At 62.6% G+C, this 14905-nt stretch carries 15 protein-coding genes; 11 read left to right on the top strand and 4 right to left on the bottom strand.

The annotated features are described in order from the left end of the window. Nucleotides 1-33 precede the first annotated feature (33 nt). Nucleotides 34-1104, top strand: a complete 1071-nt coding sequence (locus ACK4FH_RS01350; protein ID WP_409810490.1) for a phosphotransferase — start codon at nt 34-36, stop codon at nt 1102-1104. Between the two features lie 151 nt (nt 1105-1255). Further along, nucleotides 1256-3250: a PAS domain S-box protein gene (locus ACK4FH_RS01355; protein ID WP_409810492.1), complete on the top strand. Its 1995-nt coding sequence runs from the start codon at nt 1256-1258 to the stop codon at nt 3248-3250. A 3-nt stretch (nt 3251-3253) separates the two neighbouring features. Here the strand turns inward: ACK4FH_RS01355 and ACK4FH_RS01360 are convergent, their stop codons facing one another. The 3 genes from ACK4FH_RS01360 to ACK4FH_RS01370 all read right to left on the bottom strand — a co-directional run bounded on the left by ACK4FH_RS01360 (nt 3254) and on the right by ACK4FH_RS01370 (nt 5867). Beyond that, nucleotides 3254-3913 (bottom strand): glutathione S-transferase family protein, encoded by a 660-nt coding sequence (locus ACK4FH_RS01360; RefSeq protein ID WP_409810494.1) that lies wholly within the window; start codon nt 3911-3913, stop codon nt 3254-3256. Nucleotides 3914-4033: 120 nt separating this feature from the next. Further along, nucleotides 4034-5272: an acyl-CoA dehydrogenase family protein gene (locus tag ACK4FH_RS01365; RefSeq protein ID WP_409810496.1), complete on the bottom strand. Its 1239-nt coding sequence runs from the start codon at nt 5270-5272 to the stop codon at nt 4034-4036. A 127-nt stretch (nt 5273-5399) separates the two neighbouring features. Then, nucleotides 5400-5867: a nucleoside deaminase gene (locus ACK4FH_RS01370; RefSeq protein WP_409810498.1), complete on the bottom strand. Its 468-nt coding sequence runs from the start codon at nt 5865-5867 to the stop codon at nt 5400-5402. Between the two features lie 78 nt (nt 5868-5945). Between ACK4FH_RS01370 and ACK4FH_RS01375 the strand changes: the two genes are divergently transcribed. The 6 genes from ACK4FH_RS01375 (at nt 5946) to ACK4FH_RS01400 (ending at nt 11071) form a co-directional block, all read left to right on the top strand. Beyond that, nucleotides 5946-7007, top strand: coding sequence for a pseudouridine synthase (locus ACK4FH_RS01375; RefSeq protein WP_409810500.1), 1062 nt, complete (start codon nt 5946-5948; stop codon nt 7005-7007). Next, complete coding sequence (gene rsmD, locus ACK4FH_RS01380) at nt 6982-7548, top strand: 16S rRNA (guanine(966)-N(2))-methyltransferase RsmD (RefSeq protein WP_409810502.1); 567 nt, start codon at nt 6982-6984, stop codon at nt 7546-7548. The genes ACK4FH_RS01375 and rsmD overlap by 26 nt, the downstream gene beginning before the upstream one ends. A gap of 29 nt (nt 7549-7577) precedes the next feature. Then, a complete protein-coding gene (locus ACK4FH_RS01385; protein WP_409810504.1) occupies nt 7578-8438 on the top strand; it encodes a TIGR01459 family HAD-type hydrolase in 861 nt (286 codons plus the stop codon). A gap of 100 nt (nt 8439-8538) precedes the next feature. Continuing rightward, on the top strand, nt 8539-9489 hold the full coding sequence (locus ACK4FH_RS01390) for a bifunctional riboflavin kinase/FAD synthetase (protein ID WP_409810506.1): 951 nt from the start codon (nt 8539-8541) through the stop codon (nt 9487-9489). Next, nucleotides 9486-10148: a class I SAM-dependent methyltransferase gene (locus ACK4FH_RS01395; protein ID WP_409810508.1), complete on the top strand. Its 663-nt coding sequence runs from the start codon at nt 9486-9488 to the stop codon at nt 10146-10148. The genes ACK4FH_RS01390 and ACK4FH_RS01395 overlap by 4 nt, the downstream gene beginning before the upstream one ends. A gap of 137 nt (nt 10149-10285) precedes the next feature. After that, nucleotides 10286-11071 (top strand): enoyl-CoA hydratase, encoded by a 786-nt coding sequence (locus tag ACK4FH_RS01400; protein WP_409810510.1) that lies wholly within the window; start codon nt 10286-10288, stop codon nt 11069-11071. A gap of 6 nt (nt 11072-11077) precedes the next feature. Here ACK4FH_RS01400 and ACK4FH_RS01405 read toward each other — a convergent pair whose 3' ends face one another. Next, complete coding sequence (locus tag ACK4FH_RS01405; RefSeq protein WP_409810512.1) at nt 11078-12016, bottom strand: LysR family transcriptional regulator; 939 nt, start codon at nt 12014-12016, stop codon at nt 11078-11080. Nucleotides 12017-12153: 137 nt separating this feature from the next. Between ACK4FH_RS01405 and ACK4FH_RS01410 the strand changes: the two genes are divergently transcribed. Genes ACK4FH_RS01410 through ACK4FH_RS01420 form a run of 3 tightly spaced genes read left to right on the top strand, consistent with a single transcriptional unit; the run spans nt 12154 to nt 14904 of the window. Next, nucleotides 12154-12861 carry an SDR family NAD(P)-dependent oxidoreductase gene (locus ACK4FH_RS01410; RefSeq protein WP_409810514.1) on the top strand — a complete coding sequence of 236 codons (708 nt, stop codon included), beginning with the start codon at nt 12154-12156 and terminating at the stop codon, nt 12859-12861. A 2-nt stretch (nt 12862-12863) separates the two neighbouring features. Next, complete coding sequence (locus tag ACK4FH_RS01415) at nt 12864-13637, top strand: creatininase (protein ID WP_409810516.1); 774 nt, start codon at nt 12864-12866, stop codon at nt 13635-13637. 13 nt (nt 13638-13650) lie between these two features. Further along, nucleotides 13651-14904 (top strand): aromatic ring-hydroxylating oxygenase subunit alpha, encoded by a 1254-nt coding sequence (locus ACK4FH_RS01420; RefSeq protein WP_409810518.1) that lies wholly within the window; start codon nt 13651-13653, stop codon nt 14902-14904. Nucleotide 14905: the final 1 nt, after the last annotated feature.

Here is a 14905-nt window from a genome sequence, read left to right on the forward strand (position 1 = left end):
ACCAACAAGGAATTGTCATTCGGGGAGAGAGATATGGCCGAGGCCGGAGCCGCCGCACTGGAAACAACACCTATTCGCGAGGCGCACCGCTTCGATGTGAAGCGGCTTGAAGCCTATTGCAGGGACGCGGTGGACGGCTTTCGTGGCGACCTCGAGGTACGCCAGTTCGAGGGCGGACAGTCCAATCCGACCTTCCTGCTCACGACGACTGGTGCCGGCGGCAACAAGCGCTATGTCATGCGCAAGAAACCGCCCGGGCAGCTTCTCGCCAGCGCACATCAAGTCGACCGCGAGTATCGCGTGATGAAGGCGCTTGCCGATACCGACGTTCCGGTGCCGCATATGTATGCGCTGTGCGAGGACGAAAGCGTCATCGGCACCTCCTTCTATGTGATGGACTATCTCGAAGGCCGGGTTTTCCGCGAGTCCGCGATGCCGGACTCCACCGAAGGGGAACGCCGTGCGGTCTATGCCAATCTTGCCGAAAATCTCGCGAAACTTCACAAGGTCGATTACGAGAAAGTGGGTCTTGGCGACTTCGGCAAGCCCGGCAACTATTTCGAACGGCAGATCGGCCGCTGGATCAAGCAGTATCGCGGCGCGCAGACGGCCGATGTGCCATCAATGGAAGAACTCATCAAATATCTGCCGGAGCACATACCCGACGAGCCGTCGGTCACGATCGCACATGGCGACTACCGGCTCGGCAACACGATGTTTCATCCGACCGAGCCGCGCATGATCGCCGTGCTCGATTGGGAACTCTGCACCATCGGTCATCCGCTTGCCGATGTCGCCTATTGCTGCATGTACGACCTGCTGGGCGTTGCAGGCGGCGCCACGGAGATCGACCGCACGAAAACGCCGGGCGTTCCGACAGAACAGGAATTCGTTGCCGAATATTGCCGCCATGCAGAACGCGGCGGTATTCCGCACTGGAACTTTTACCTTGCCTTCTCGATGTTCCGTCTCGCCTCAATCAGCCAGGGCGTCTACAAGCGCGGGCTTGACGGCAATGCGAGCTCGGAGCGCGCTATGACGCTTGGCGATGCCTGCCGGAATCTCGCCGATCACGCTTGGCAAATTGCCCAGCGGCCCGGCTAATATCGTTTTGCGCCATAAACAGGGTTAGCAACGGGTTAATTTGGCCCTGCGCTCAAGGGAAATTTAAAGAAGTCGCTCTAGGATTCCCCAATCGAGGACAGAATTCGTCCGTGTCGTGAAGGCCGGCAGAATGCCGGATTGGGGAAGAGTGATGAAACGTGCCGTGGGCAAAGGGCCGCAAGACCAGCGCGCCGAATGCGATGCGGCAGCGTCATGTCCGGCTTCCGGCGAGCGCTTCTACCGCGCGCTGGTCGAGAACACCGGCGATATTCTGACCATTCTCGATCGGAATGGCAGGGTCATCTTCCAGAATCCCGCCGTGCGTCATCTGCTCGCCATGACGGAAGAATCGTTCACCGGCAAGCTGGCGCGCGATTTCATTCACCCCGACGATCGCGAACGTATTCAGAAGCGGATACTGGACTGTGCGGGCTCACCGGGTTCGGAATTCGTCGAGGTCTTGCGCCTGTCGCACAAGCACGGGAGTTGGCGCCGGGTCGAGACGCGCGGCCGCAATCTGCTCGACGATCCGAATGTCGCAGGCATTCTCTGCGTCTCTCGCGACGTCACCGAGGCGCATCAGCTCGAACATCAGTTGCGCGAAGCCGAACAGCTTGCCCGCTTCGGGCATTGGCGCTGGATCAAGGGCGCACCTGCGCCGCAATGGTCGAAAGGCGTGGCGCGCATTCTCGGGCTCGAGGAAGACAGGCTGCCCGCCGGCGGCGACTGGTACGAACAGCTGGTGCATCCGGAGGATTGCGACGAATTGCTGTCGAAGTTTCTCGATGCCTTCGAGACGCATGAGCCCGTCACCTGCATCACGCGCCTCCGCTCGGGCAATGGCGACTATCGCCATATCAAGACCTATGCCTATGCGGAAGTGGATGCCTTCAACGAGATCGGGGCACTGGTGGGTCTTGCGGAAGACGTGCACGAGGAAATTGAAGCAGCCGAAGCTCTCAAGGCGAGCGAGGCCAAGTACCGCTTGATGACGGAGCAGGCATCGGACGTCGTCGCACACTACGATGCCGAATCGCGGATGATGTTCATCTCGCCCGCCGTCGAGAACATTCTGGGACGCAAGCCGGAGGAATTCATCGGCAAGCCGGTCTCCGAGGAAATGATCCATCCTGACGACTTCGCCCGCGCGCGCGACGCCTTCGTACAATGCGTCACGACGGGCGATCCGGTCCATTTCGACTACCGGTTTCTGCACAACCAAGGCCACTATATCTGGCTTGAGACGACAATGCGCCGCGCAGTGAATGCCGAGGGCAAGCGCATGGCGGAAGTCGTTGGTGTCACCCGCGACATCAGCGAACGCAAAAGATACGAGATCGACCTTCTCGATGCACGCGAGCGCGCGGAAGCGGCCAACCGAACAAAGTCCCGATTCCTTGCAAATATGAGCCACGAGCTTCGCACACCGCTCAATGCCATTATCGGCTTCTCGGAAATATTGCGGATGCAGATGTTCGGGGAACTCGGCCACCCCCGGTACAACGAATATGCGCAGCTCATCAATGAAAGCGGCGCGCTGCTGCTCGACCTGATCAGCGACATTCTCGACATGTCGAAAATCGAGGCAGGCAAGTATGAGCTTCATGCCGAGGAGCTCGATGCCGCCGCGTTGATCGATTCCTGCGTCCGCCTCGTTCGCGGGCGCGCCGAGGAAAATACCATTCAGCTCGTGAAGAGGATCGATTGCTCGGCAGGCGGCGCGATCACCGCGGATGAGCGCGCCGTGAAGCAGATCCTGCTCAATCTGCTGTCTAACTCGATCAAGTTCACACCGTCGCATGGCGTCGTGACGATCGAAGCCATCGCATCCGAACATTCGATCCGGTTCGTCGTGCGCGACACGGGGCGCGGCATACCGGAGGATCAGATTACGCGCCTCGGGCAGCCCTTCGAGCAGATCGTCACTGACGCCGCCCTTGCCAAGCAGGGAACGGGCCTCGGACTGGCGCTGGTGCGTTCGCTTGCGGAACTGCACGGCGGAAGCATGAAGATCGAAAGCGAAGCCGGCGCCGGCACCTCGGTCACGATCGATCTTCCGAAAGTGCCCTCCTGCCGGATTGGCGGCGATACGGCCCCAGCGGAAGCACCGGACGGAAACGGAGGCCTGCGGCGCGCCGCAGGCTGAAACTTAGCCCGCCATCATGCGCCGAAGGGCTTCGTCCAGCTCGGCAACCACCTTTGCAACGACCGGGTTCTTGCCGATCGCCGCATAATAGGCCTCGGTGCGCGGCAGGCCGTTGAACGGCTGCTCCTGTCCGAACATCGGACCGATTTCCCGGAAGAAAAAGAGAACCGGAACAAGCGCGCAATCGGCCAGCGTCAACTGCCCTGCGACGGCGAAGTCCGGCCCTTCAATATAGTGCTCAAGCCATCCCATTGCCTTGCGCAGTTCGACGAGTTCTTTCGCGACGAGCTGCTGGTCGCGTCCAGCCGGATTGATCTGGCCAAACAGTTTCCCCATCGGACCCATGACATAGAGATCGCCGATGCGGCCGATCAGGCGCATCTTCGCCCGGTCCGCCGGCGCGTCGGGGCGCAGCGACACACCGAGCCCCTTGTCCTCAAGATATTCGCAGATCGTATCCGACTCCGGCACCACGGTGCCGCCATCGACAAGCAGGGGAATCTTTCCCATCGGCGCGAGGCTTGTGAATTCGGCTTCGTGCGCAGGGTCCGGCAGGTCGATCAGCCAGACATCGAGATCCTTCGCATAGATCACCATGCGGCATCGGGCCGCAAACGGCGAGAGCTGCGAATTGTACATCTTCATGCCGGTCTGAATGCTCATCTGCGCTACCTGCCTGTCGCAAATCGTCACTGAAACGGCCGGCCCTTGCGGGACCGGCCGTCTTAACTCTCAGTCAGCCGCAGGCAGTTTGCCCGCGAAAGTCACGGCGCGGCGCCATGATTACTCGGCCGCCGCGCGAAGCTTCGACTGATGCTTCTTGAACTCGAGCTTCGCAATGGTGCGCGCATGCACTTCGTCCGGGCCGTCCGCAAGGCGGAGCGTCCGCATGCCGGCATACATCTTCGCGAGGCCGAAATCCGTGGTCACGCCGCCGCCGCCATGGGCCTGGATCGCGTCGTCGATGACCTTGAGCGCGATATTGGGCGCAGCCACCTTGATCATGGCGATTTCGGCGCGGGCGACCTTGTTGCCCACCGTGTCCATCATGTAGGCGGCCTTCAGCGTCAGCAGGCGCGCCATTTCGATGTCGATGCGGGCGCGGGCAACACGCTCTTCCCAGACCGAATGTTCGGCGATCTTCTTGCCGAAGGCTTCGCGGGTGAGGAGGCGCTTCACCATGATCTCAAGCGCGCGCTCGGCAACGCCGATCGTGCGCATGCAGTGATGGATGCGGCCCGGCCCGAGACGGCCCTGGCTGATCTCGAAGCCGCGGCCTTCGCCGAGAAGCAGGTTCTCGGCCGGCACGCGAACATCCTTCAGGATCACTTCCGCATGGCCATGCGGCGCATCGTCATAGCCGAAGACGGGAAGCATGCGCACGATCTCGATGCCCGGCGCATCCATCGGCACGAGGATCTGCGACTGCTGACGATAGGTGTCGGCCTTCGGATCGGTCTTGCCCATCAGGATCGCGATCTTGCAGCGCGGATCGCCCACGCCCGACGACCACCACTTGCGGCCATTGATGACGTATTCGTTGCCGTCGCGCTCGATTCGGGTCGAAATGTTCGTCGCGTCGGACGAGGCCACATCCGGTTCGGTCATCAGGAAGGCGGAGCGCATCTTTCCTTCGAGCAGCGGCTCCAGATATTCCTTCTTCTGGCGCTCATTGCCGTAGCGCTCGATCACTTCCATGTTGCCGGTGTCGGGCGCGGCGCAGTTGAAGACTTCCGACGACCAGCCGACGCGGCCCATGATCTCGCACAGCGAGGCATATTCGAGATTGGTGAGGCCGCCACCGCGTTCCGATTCGGGCAGGAACAGGTTCCAGAGGCCGGCTTCCTTTGCCTTCGGCTTCAGATCCTCGAGGATCTGAGGCACCTGCCAGGGATTGCCCGCCTTGCGGAAGGCATCCATCTGGTCGGCATAGGTCTTTTCGTTCGGGTAGATGTACTCGTCCATGAACTTCTCGAGGCGAGCGAGCAGTTCCTTGGTTTTGTCGTTGTGTTCGAAATTCATTGTTCTCCCCTTGGCAGTTTTTCTGGGCGGGAGGATCTGTGCCTCCCGTCGCAATGTCGAATGGCGGCACTCTATCGGGTTGGGGGGAGCAAATCACGCAGAAAGCCGCGACGGAAGATCGCGGGGCTCAGCTTCGCCGCACTGCGAAAAAATCACGCAGCAGCGACGCTGCGGCCGTCTCGCCGATGCCGCCATAGACCTCGGGGCGATGGTGGCAGGTCGGTTGTTCAAAGATGCGCGGCCCGTGGTCGACGCCGCCGCCCTTTTCATCTGCCGCGCCATAATAGAGCCGCCGCAGCCGGGCAAAGGAGATGGCCCCTGCGCACATGGGGCATGGCTCAAGGGTTACATAGAGGTCGCAGCCGGTCAGGCGTTCCGAGCCAAGCACCTGGCAGGCCTCGCGGATCGCCAGCAATTCGGCATGAGCCGTCGGGTCCTTCAGTTCGATTGTCCGGTTGCCCGCCTGGGCAATAACCTCCCCTTCCGGGCCGGTAATGACGGCGCCCACCGGCACCTCGCCGCGCGCGGCCGCGGCTTCTGCTTCGGCGAGCGCGAGGTCCATCGGTCGCAAGGCGGCTGCGGGTTCCTTTGTCATGGCCGGACCCTGCCCCGCCGGTCCGGCCATGGCAAGCGGCACCTTCCGGTTCGCCCTTCTGCCTGATAAAGATGGGCCATGACACCTGCTCCCACCCGCTTGCCAGCCAAATCAGTCGAGGCGCCGGACGGCGACCGCATTGCGAAAGTGATTGCGCGCGCCGGCATCTGCTCGCGCCGCGAGGCGGAAAAGCTCATCGCCGATGGCCGCGTCACCGTGAACGGCAAGGTCATCTCCAGCCCCGCGCTCAATGTGACGGGGCGGGAGAAGATCACCGTCGACGGCAAGGAGCTCCCCGCGCAGGAGCCGGCGCGGCTCTGGCGCTATTACAAGGAGCCCGGCCTCGTCACCACGGCGCGCGATCCGGAGGGCCGGCCGACCGTTTTCGACAAGCTGCCCGCCAACATGCCCCGTGTGGTGTCTGTGGGAAGGCTAGACGTGAATACGGAAGGCCTGCTGCTCCTCACCAATGATGGCGAACTCGCAAGGCTGCTCGAATTGCCGTCGACCGGCTGGACGAGGCGCTACCGTGTGCGCGCCTATGGCGTCGTGACCCAGGCCGACCTCGCTCGCCTGAAGGACGGCATCACGGTCGAAGGTGTGCGCTATGGCCCGATCGAGGCAACGCTCGACAAGGTGCAGGGATCGAATGTCTGGCTGACGCTCGGCCTCAAGGAAGGCAAGAACCGCGAAGTGAAGCGCGTGCTCGGGGCCCTCGGGCTTCGCGTGAACCGGCTTATCCGGCTTTCCTTCGGCCCCTTCCAGATCGGCGACATGCAGCCTGGCGAGGTAAAGCAAGTGCCGAACCGTGTGCTGATGGATCAGCTCGGCGCCCATGCGGCGCAGTTCGAGCAGCAGGCTGACGCTCCGGCGCCGCGCCCAATGCAGAAGGCGGGTCACGCGGGCGCAAAGCCCTCGGGTCCGAAGTCCGGTGGCGGCAAGCCCACAGGCAAACCGCCACGCCCGCATCGCGCCGGTGCGCCCGACAAAAAGGGCGGACCGGACAGGAATGCTGCGTCCGGAAACAGGGGTGGTGACAAGAGAGGCCCGGCGCAAAAGGGCCTGGCAAACAAAGGGCCGACGAGCAAATGCCCGATGAACAATGGAAAGCCCCATGCGGATCGTAGGCGGCGCCCTTAGAGGCCGCGCCATCGCAGCGCCGAAGGGCGATCTCGTGCGGCCGACCGGCGACCGCACGCGCGAGGCGCTGTTCAACATTCTCGCTCATGCGGATTTCGACGGCTTCGCGCTCGAAGGCGCGCGGGTGCTCGATCTCTTTTCCGGTTCCGGCGCACTTGGTATCGAAGCCATTTCGCGCGGCGCTTCTTTCGCGCTCTTCGTGGAGGAGCATGCGGAGAGCCGCGCCGCCATTCGCGAGAACCTCGAAACGCTCGGCCTGAACGGGAACGCAAAAATCTACAAGCGCGATGCAACGAAGCTCGGCCCCCGGCCCGGCAGCGTCGGTCCTGCTTTCATGCTGCTTTTCGCCGACCCTCCCTATGGAAAGGGGCTTGGCGGCGCGGCGCTCCTTTCCGCGCGCGAGGGCGGCTGGCTCACCGGGGATGCGCTTTGCGTTGTCGAGGAAAGCGCGCTTGCCGATTTCGAGGCGCCCGATGGCTTCGAGGAAGTCGACCGGCGGCGCTATCGCGACACCGAAATCATATTCATGCGGCTCCGCTGATCGCCGCCCCGCTGCCTGAGGAAATTCAAGTGACCCTGCTTTCCGGCCTTTCCGCCCTTGCCGACGACTATGATGCGCTGCTCTGCGATGTCTGGGGCGTGCTGCACAATGGGCGCGTGGCCTATCCGGGTGTGGCCGATGCCTTGGCGCGCTTCCGCGCCAAGGGCGGGCATGTGCTGCTGCTTTCAAATGCACCGCGGCCTTCCGATGCGCTGCCGGTCATGTTCCGCCAGATGGGCATTCCCGAAGATGTCTATGACGGCATCCTGACCTCAGGCGATGCCACGAAAGCCTTCCTCGCCTCGCATGAACTCGGGACATGCTGCTATCACATCGGGCCCGAGCGCGATCTGCCGCTTTTCGAGAGCACCAATGTGGAGCGCGTCGGCGAGGCATCGGCGGGGTTCATTCTCGTCACCGGCCCGTTCGACGATGAAGTGGAAGTACCGGAGGATTACAGGGCGAGCTTCGAGCAACTGACGGCGCGGCGGCTGCCGCTGATCTGCGCAAACCCGGACATCGTGGTGGAACGCGGCGACCGCCACATCTATTGCGCCGGGGCGCTGGCAAAGCTCTATGGCGAAATGGGCGGCAAGGTCATCTATTTCGGCAAGCCGCATGGCCCGGTCTATGGCATTGCGAGGCAAAGGCTTGCTGCTTTTGCGGGAGCGGCAATAGAGGACAGCCGCATTCTGGCCGTGGGTGACGGGCCCCTGACCGACATCAAGGGCGCTAACGATGCCGGGATCGACGCCCTCTTCATCACCGGGGGCATTGCGGCGGCGGATTGCGGGCAATCCCCCGAAAATCCGGAGGAAGACAGGGTTTCGCATGTCCTGACCCGCGCCGGCGTGCGCGCTGTCGGCGCCATGCCGCGCCTCGTCTGGTGATGCAAGGCGATTTGCGGGGCTGCCCCGCATACTTGACGCTCCTCGGCCGATCCGCCATGACCTGTGGCCTGACATTCCTCCCGGAGCCTCCACCCCGTCCATGAAGATCATCCGTCATTACGAGCAGATACCGCCCGGTCTCCGGGGCGCGGTCTATGCGCTCGGCAATTTCGACGGCGTACATCGCGGTCATCAGGAAGTTATCGGGCGGGCGGCCGAGATCGCGCGGGAGCTTGGCGTACCGCTCGGCGTCCTCGTCTTCGAGCCGCATCCGCAGCAATTCTTCTTTCCCGAACGGCCCTTCTTCCGGCTGACGCCATTCCGCGCCAAGGCGCGGCTCCTCGAGCGCATTGGGGTCGACGTTCTGGCGGCGCTGCCATTCGACGACCGCATGTCGAAAATGCTGGCGCCGGAATTCGTCATGGACGTGCTGGTAAACGGGCTTCAGGCCGTGCATGTCGTGGCGGGCTACGATTTCCGCTTCGGCAAGGGGCGCGGAGGCGATGCGGCGGCACTCGGCTATCTCGGCCACGTGGAAGGGTTTGGAGTCGACATCGTCGATGAAGTGAAGAATGGCGGTGTCACCTTCTCATCGACACGCATCCGCGAACTGCTCGGCAAGGGCGATCCGCGCGGCGCGGCCGAATTGCTCGGCCATTGGTGGACCGTCGAAACGCATATCCAGCAGGGTGACCAGCGCGGGCGCACCATCGGATTCCCGACCGCAAACCTGCCGCTCGAAGATCATGTCGAACCTGCCCTCGGCGTCTACGCGGTGAGGGTCGAGATCGAGGACGGGCCGCACAAGGGCACATATGACGGGGTGGCGAATGTCGGCCGCCGTCCGACCTTCGACAAGCAGGATGTGCTGCTTGAGGCCCATATCTTCGAGTTCGCGGGCGACATTTATGGCGTCCATGCTGCCGTGTCCTTCATCGAATTCATCCGGCCCGAGCGGAAGTTTGACGGGCTCGACAGCCTGAAGGCGCAAATCGCGAAGGACAGCGAGAAGGCGCGCGAAATCCTCGCCGCGCTGCCAAAGGACGCATGAGCGCCGCCTGTGCCGATCCCGCCAGCTTTATCCGCCGCAATACAGCGCTGCACGAGCCGCCGCTTGTGCCCGAGGTGAAGCTCCACCTTGCCACCGAAATTGTGCCCATATGGCAAATGACCGAGGAGGAGCTGGAGAAATCCGGTCTACCCCCTCCCTTCTGGGCCTTTGCCTGGGCCGGAGGTCAGGCGCTTTCCCGCTACATCCTGGACAATCCCGAGATTGTTGTCGGCAAGAGCGTTCTGGATTTTGGGGCCGGTTCGGGACTGATCGGCATTGCCGCGGCCAAGGCTGGCGCAACGAGAGTTCTTTCTGCGGATATTGACGTATTTGCCGTCGCGGCAATCCATCTCAATGCCGCCGCCAACAATGTGAGTATTCAAGGTACCGCTGAGGATCTTGTCGGTGTGGCGAACATGGGTTGGGAAGTCATTCTGGTGGGCGACATGTGCTATGAGCGGCCGCTTGCGGAGCGGATCGAGACCTGGTTGCGGCGCCTTGCAGGCGAAGGCGTCACGGTTCTGATCGGCGATCCGGGGCGGACCTATCTACCCAAGACGGGTCTCGAAAAACTTGTCTCCTATGCCGTGATGACGACGCGGGAGCTTGAGGATACGGATGTCCGAAATACAAGCGTCTGGCGTGTCCTGCCCGGCTGAGTGTTCAGATTTCGACGGCTGAGGTTATTTCCCTGCACAGGGCCTTGCGCGGATTCCTGCTTCCCTGACCCAAGGTCAGGTGATAATTCCGAAACAGAACTTATTGCGGCATCTATATCTGCCGACAGGAGGACGGAATGACCGAGCATGTGCTGAGGGCGATCGACAAGGGCGTGATGACTGTCACGCTGAACCGCGCCGACAAGAAGAATGCTCTGACAGAAGCCATGTATGCGGCGCTTGGCGATGCGCTGGAGGCGGCGGCGAAGGACGCTTCGGTCAAGGTTGTCCTGTTCACGGGCAGCGGCGACAGCTTCACGGCGGGTAACGACCTTGGCGATTTTGCTGCCGCTGGCTCGAAGCCCGTGGACGCCAATGAGGGTGAGCGCCCGGTGGGCCGCTTCCTCCGTCTTATTGCCACAGCGGAAAAGCCACTGATCGCCGCTGTGAACGGCCTTGCCGTCGGAGTCGGCGTTACCATGCTTCTGCATTGCGATCTGGTCTATGCAGCCCAAAGCGCCAGTTTCCAGACGCCCTTCGTTAATCTGGGCCTTGTGCCGGAAGCGGGGTCCACGCTGCTGATGCCCAGCCTTGTCGGCAACCAGAAGGCGGCCGAACTTTTCCTTCTTGGCAAAAAGATCGGAGCAGAGAAGGCCGAACGGATCGGGCTGGTGGCGGATGTGCTGCCGGACGCCGAACTTCTCGCCCGCACGACCGCCATCGCTCAGGAACTTGCCGCCAAGGCACCGACGGCCGTGAAGCTCACCAAGCAGCTCCTGCGGGGCGCCTCGCGGCCCGACGTTGCCAAGCGGATGTCAGAGGAAGGTGCGCATTTCGCGGCCCAGCTCCGCTCGGCGGAAGTGAAAGAGGCGATCAGCGCCTTTTTCGAGAAGCGGGCACCGGATTTTTCCAAGGCAAGCTGATGAGGCCTATAGCGGCCCGCCCAGGGCGGCGAGGCGGCGGCGGATTTCGGCCAGGAAAAGCTGGGTCGGCAGGGTCTGGTCGGCTTCGGGCCGGGTGACGAGGTAGAGCAGGTAGCTCGGCAACATCGGCGCCGGGAGGAGCGGCCAGAGCGTATCGCGCCGCGCCGTCTCTGCCACCGATGTCGGCAGGAAACCGATCCCGACGCCTATGCCGATGAGACGTTTGGCTTCCTCGAGGTTTTCCGCCTCGCCCGCGGGCTCAAGCCCAAGCCTGTAACGCATGCGGAAATGGCGGACATCGTCCGGTTCGTCGGTGCCGGTGACGATGAACCGCTCGCTGCCAAGCATTTCGGGGTTCTGGATGCAGGAGCCGTATAGCGGATGGGAACGGCCGCAATAGAGCTGCTGGTATTCGCGCATCAATGGCTCGTAGAGAAGGTCGCTGCGCGGGGCGCTGTCGAAGGCGATGCAGACTTCGGCCTCGTCCTTCAGCAGGGCATCCACCACGATGCCGCAAGGCGCGATATCGATCCGCAGCCTGATCCGCGGGTGGCGGCGGCGCATCGTATCGAGCGTGGCGTCAAGCTCCGGCGAGTGTACGGCCGAAACCGAGCGGATGGTGAGAAGGCCTTCCACCTCGCCTGCCACCTGGGCCATTTCCCGGGGCAATGCCTGCACCTGCTGAAACAAATGCTCGGCAAAGGCCGCGACGATGCGCCCTTCCGGCGTAAGCGTCACGCCGCGCGCGGAGCGGATGCAGAGTTCCGCATCGAGGTGACCCTCCAGCCGCTTCAGCGCAAGGCTGACTGCCGGCTGCTGCAGGTTGAGGCGGCGCGCAGCCGCGCCGATACCGCCTGAACGGGCGATTTCGAGCAAAATCTTGAAGAGATTGAGGTCGATCCGGTGAAACAGCGCCGGGTCGATGCGGATGTCCTTCTTACGCAACGTGCCATCCTTTCAAGGCGTCCGGTCCCATCCTGCGCCGTCTCATAAATTCGATCAATGCCCGGCATTGACCGTTTCCGTCTTCGACGGCCCAAACCCTCTTGGCAGTCTCACCTGCAGCGGAAAGGAGCCTGCAGGTGAGACGGTTCGGGAATCGGCGGGTTGTCGTGACAGGCGCGGCAAGCGGTATCGGCAAGGCCATCGCCGAGGCATTTGCGAAAGAAGGCGCGATGACGATCGGGCTCGATCTTGCGCCTCAATCCGGCGACGGCTTCGACATTCTCGCCGCCGATGTCACGGATGAAGCCGCGGTGAACGCAGGTGTTGCCGAAGCGGCGGCCCGGCTCGGCAGGATAGACGTGCTCGTCAATTGCGCCGGCATCGAGATCCAGTCGGCCATCGACGCGCTCGAAACTTACGCTCTCGACCGGATGCTCGCCGTCAATCTGCGCGGGCCTATCCTCATGATGCGGGCGGCACTGCCGCATCTCGCGCCCGATGCGCGCATTATCAACATTGCGTCCGAGCTTGCCTTTCTCGGTCGCGCAGGATCGTCCGTCTATGCGGCGACGAAGGGCGCGATGCTTTCGCTCACGCGCTCTTGGGCGCGCGAATTTGCGCCCGGCATTCTCGTCAATGCGGTTGCGCCCGGTCCCGTCGACACGCCGCTCCTCGATTTCGTGAACATGGACCCGGCGTTGAAGGCGCTCGAAACATCGAACCCCCTTCGCCGCATCGGCCGCCCCGAAGAAATCGCAGGCGCGGTGCTTTTCCTTGCAAGCCCGGAGGCGGGCTTCATCACCGGACAATGTATCGGCGTCGATGGCGGCGCCGCGATGAGGTAGTCATGAGTCAATCCGTTCTGATGCAGGAAATCACCTGGCCCGACTTCGAGGCGAAGACGAAGGCGCGCGCGCCCTTCTTCCTGCCCGTCGGTGCAACGGAGCAGCACGGGCCGCACCTGCCGCTCGGCACGGATGTGTTCCTGCCAACGCATATGGCGAAGGAAGTCGCCAAGCGGGTCGGCGGCGTGGTCGCGCCGACCATTCCCTATGGCTACAAGTCACAACCGCGCTCGGGCGGCGGACAGGCCTTTCCCGGCACGACGAGCCTTGCCGCGAACACGCTCACCCTCGTCGTGCGCGATGTGCTGCACGATCTGGCACTTCATGGCGCACGGCGCTTTGTGGTCGTGAACGGGCATGTGGAAAATGCCTGGCCGATCATCGAAGGGATCGACCTTGCGCTGCGCGAAATGCGGCGCGACGGGATTAGCGACGCCGAAGTGGTGCGGCTCGAATATTGGGACTTCATCAAGCCGGAGACGCTCGACCGGCTGTTCCCCGATGGTTATCCCGGCATCGATCTCGAGCATGCCGCGCTCATCGAAACATCGCTGATGCTGCTGATCCGGCCCGATCTCGTGGACGTGCCGAAGACGCCGACTCATGGCCATGCCGAATTTCCAACCTATGACCGCTATCCGGTGCGCCCCGGCCTTGTGCCCGCGACTGGCGTGCTCGCCCGCGCGGCAGGCGCAAGCGCCGAAAAGGGCGAATGGCTGGCGACCGACCATATCGACGGCATCACCGCCGCACTTCTCAAGGAATTCGATCTCTGATGGAGGTATTGCCATGACCGCTTCTGCGAAACTCGATGCGATCCTGAAAGATGTTGCGACGGTGGCCTCACTGCCGCTCGAACGCGCCACGACGCTGCCGCGCGAAACCTATATCGACGAGGAGTTCTTTGCCTTCGAGCGCGACAACATCTTCAAGAAGGACTGGATGTGCCTTGCCCATGTCTCCCAATTGAAGACACAAGGCAGCTTCGTCGCGATTGACCTTTTCGACGAGCCGCTTGTCGTGGTGCGCGGCCATGACGACAAGATTCGTGTGCTGTCGCGCGTCTGCGCGCATCGCGCCATGGACATCATGCCGGAGGACCCCTCCTTCCCGCGCGAGGGCGAGACGCGGCTTCTCGTCTGTCCCTACCACAAGTGGTCCTACGATCTCGACGGTTCGCTTCGCGGCTGCTCCCAGATGCACAAGGCCGAAGGCTTCGAGAAGAAAGACTGGCAGCTTTCCGAGTTCCGCAGCGAAGTGTGGAACGGATTTGTCTTCGTCAATTTCGACGGCGAGGCAATGCCGCTTGCAGATCAGTATGAGGAATTCGGCCGCCTGACTGCGCCGTGGAACGTGGCCGAGATGGAAATCGCCATCGATTTCGAATGGGAATGCGACTTCAACTGGAAGGTGATGGTCGAGAACTGGATGGAGTCATATCACCACATCGGCACGCATGCGACGACGCTCAACCCGAGCATGCCGGGCGAACTCACATGGGCGGATGCAGAGCGGCCCTATTTCATCCGCGCACATCTTCCCTATACGAATAAACTCCGCGCCGAACTGAAGGCTTCGGCCACAGGCGAAGGGCCGAAAGTGCCGGGCTTCAAGCCGATTGCAGGAATCGACGACAATCAGGCAAATGAATGGGGCCTTTATCTCGGCTTTCCCTGCTTCATGTTCCTGACGACGCATGACCGCGCCATCTGGTACCGCCTGCTGCCGGTCTCGGCCGGGCGCTGCAAGCTTCTCACGACGACACTTGTTGCGCCATCGGCGAAGGAAGACCCGGACTATGAGATGGCGCTCGCAAGCGAAGGCGAGATGCTGCGCACTTTCCATTCGGAAGACATGGTGGTGAATGCCGCCGTACAGCGCGGGCTGAAATCGTCGCGCGCGGTGCGCGGGCGGCTCAGCCATCTGGAAGAACCTGTCTGGCTCATCCAGCGCTATCTGGCCGCGCGGGCGGAGGGACGCTATCCGGAGAAGGCAAACCGCGCGCCCTATCACGGGCCGCAGTCAATGCAGGCAGCGGAATAGG

Origin of the sequence: Parvibaculum sp. (assembly GCF_046297875.1) — a bacterium.
Lineage (GTDB): Bacteria > Pseudomonadota > Alphaproteobacteria > Parvibaculales > Parvibaculaceae > Parvibaculum.

Bases quoted from the DNA above. Each gene is read 5' to 3' on its own strand.
- ACK4FH_RS01420 (WP_409810518.1), top strand. From the start codon at position 13,651: ATGACCGCTTCTGCGAAACTCGATGCGATCCTGAAAGATGTTGCGACG.
- ACK4FH_RS01370 (WP_409810498.1), bottom strand. From the start codon at position 5,867: ATGACAAAGGAACCCGCAGCCGCCTTGCGACCGATGGACCTCGCGCTC.
- ACK4FH_RS01350 (WP_409810490.1), top strand. From the start codon at position 34: ATGGCCGAGGCCGGAGCCGCCGCACTGGAAACAACACCTATTCGCGAG.
- rsmD (WP_409810502.1), top strand. From the start codon at position 6,982: ATGCGGATCGTAGGCGGCGCCCTTAGAGGCCGCGCCATCGCAGCGCCG.
- ACK4FH_RS01390 (WP_409810506.1), top strand. From the start codon at position 8,539: ATGAAGATCATCCGTCATTACGAGCAGATACCGCCCGGTCTCCGGGGC.
- ACK4FH_RS01415 (WP_409810516.1), top strand. From the start codon at position 12,864: ATGAGTCAATCCGTTCTGATGCAGGAAATCACCTGGCCCGACTTCGAG.
- ACK4FH_RS01365 (WP_409810496.1), bottom strand. From the start codon at position 5,272: ATGAATTTCGAACACAACGACAAAACCAAGGAACTGCTCGCTCGCCTC.
- ACK4FH_RS01395 (WP_409810508.1), top strand. From the start codon at position 9,486: ATGAGCGCCGCCTGTGCCGATCCCGCCAGCTTTATCCGCCGCAATACA.
- ACK4FH_RS01355 (WP_409810492.1), top strand. From the start codon at position 1,256: ATGAAACGTGCCGTGGGCAAAGGGCCGCAAGACCAGCGCGCCGAATGC.
- ACK4FH_RS01400 (WP_409810510.1), top strand. From the start codon at position 10,286: ATGACCGAGCATGTGCTGAGGGCGATCGACAAGGGCGTGATGACTGTC.
- ACK4FH_RS01360 (WP_409810494.1), bottom strand. From the start codon at position 3,913: ATGAGCATTCAGACCGGCATGAAGATGTACAATTCGCAGCTCTCGCCG.
- ACK4FH_RS01375 (WP_409810500.1), top strand. From the start codon at position 5,946: ATGACACCTGCTCCCACCCGCTTGCCAGCCAAATCAGTCGAGGCGCCG.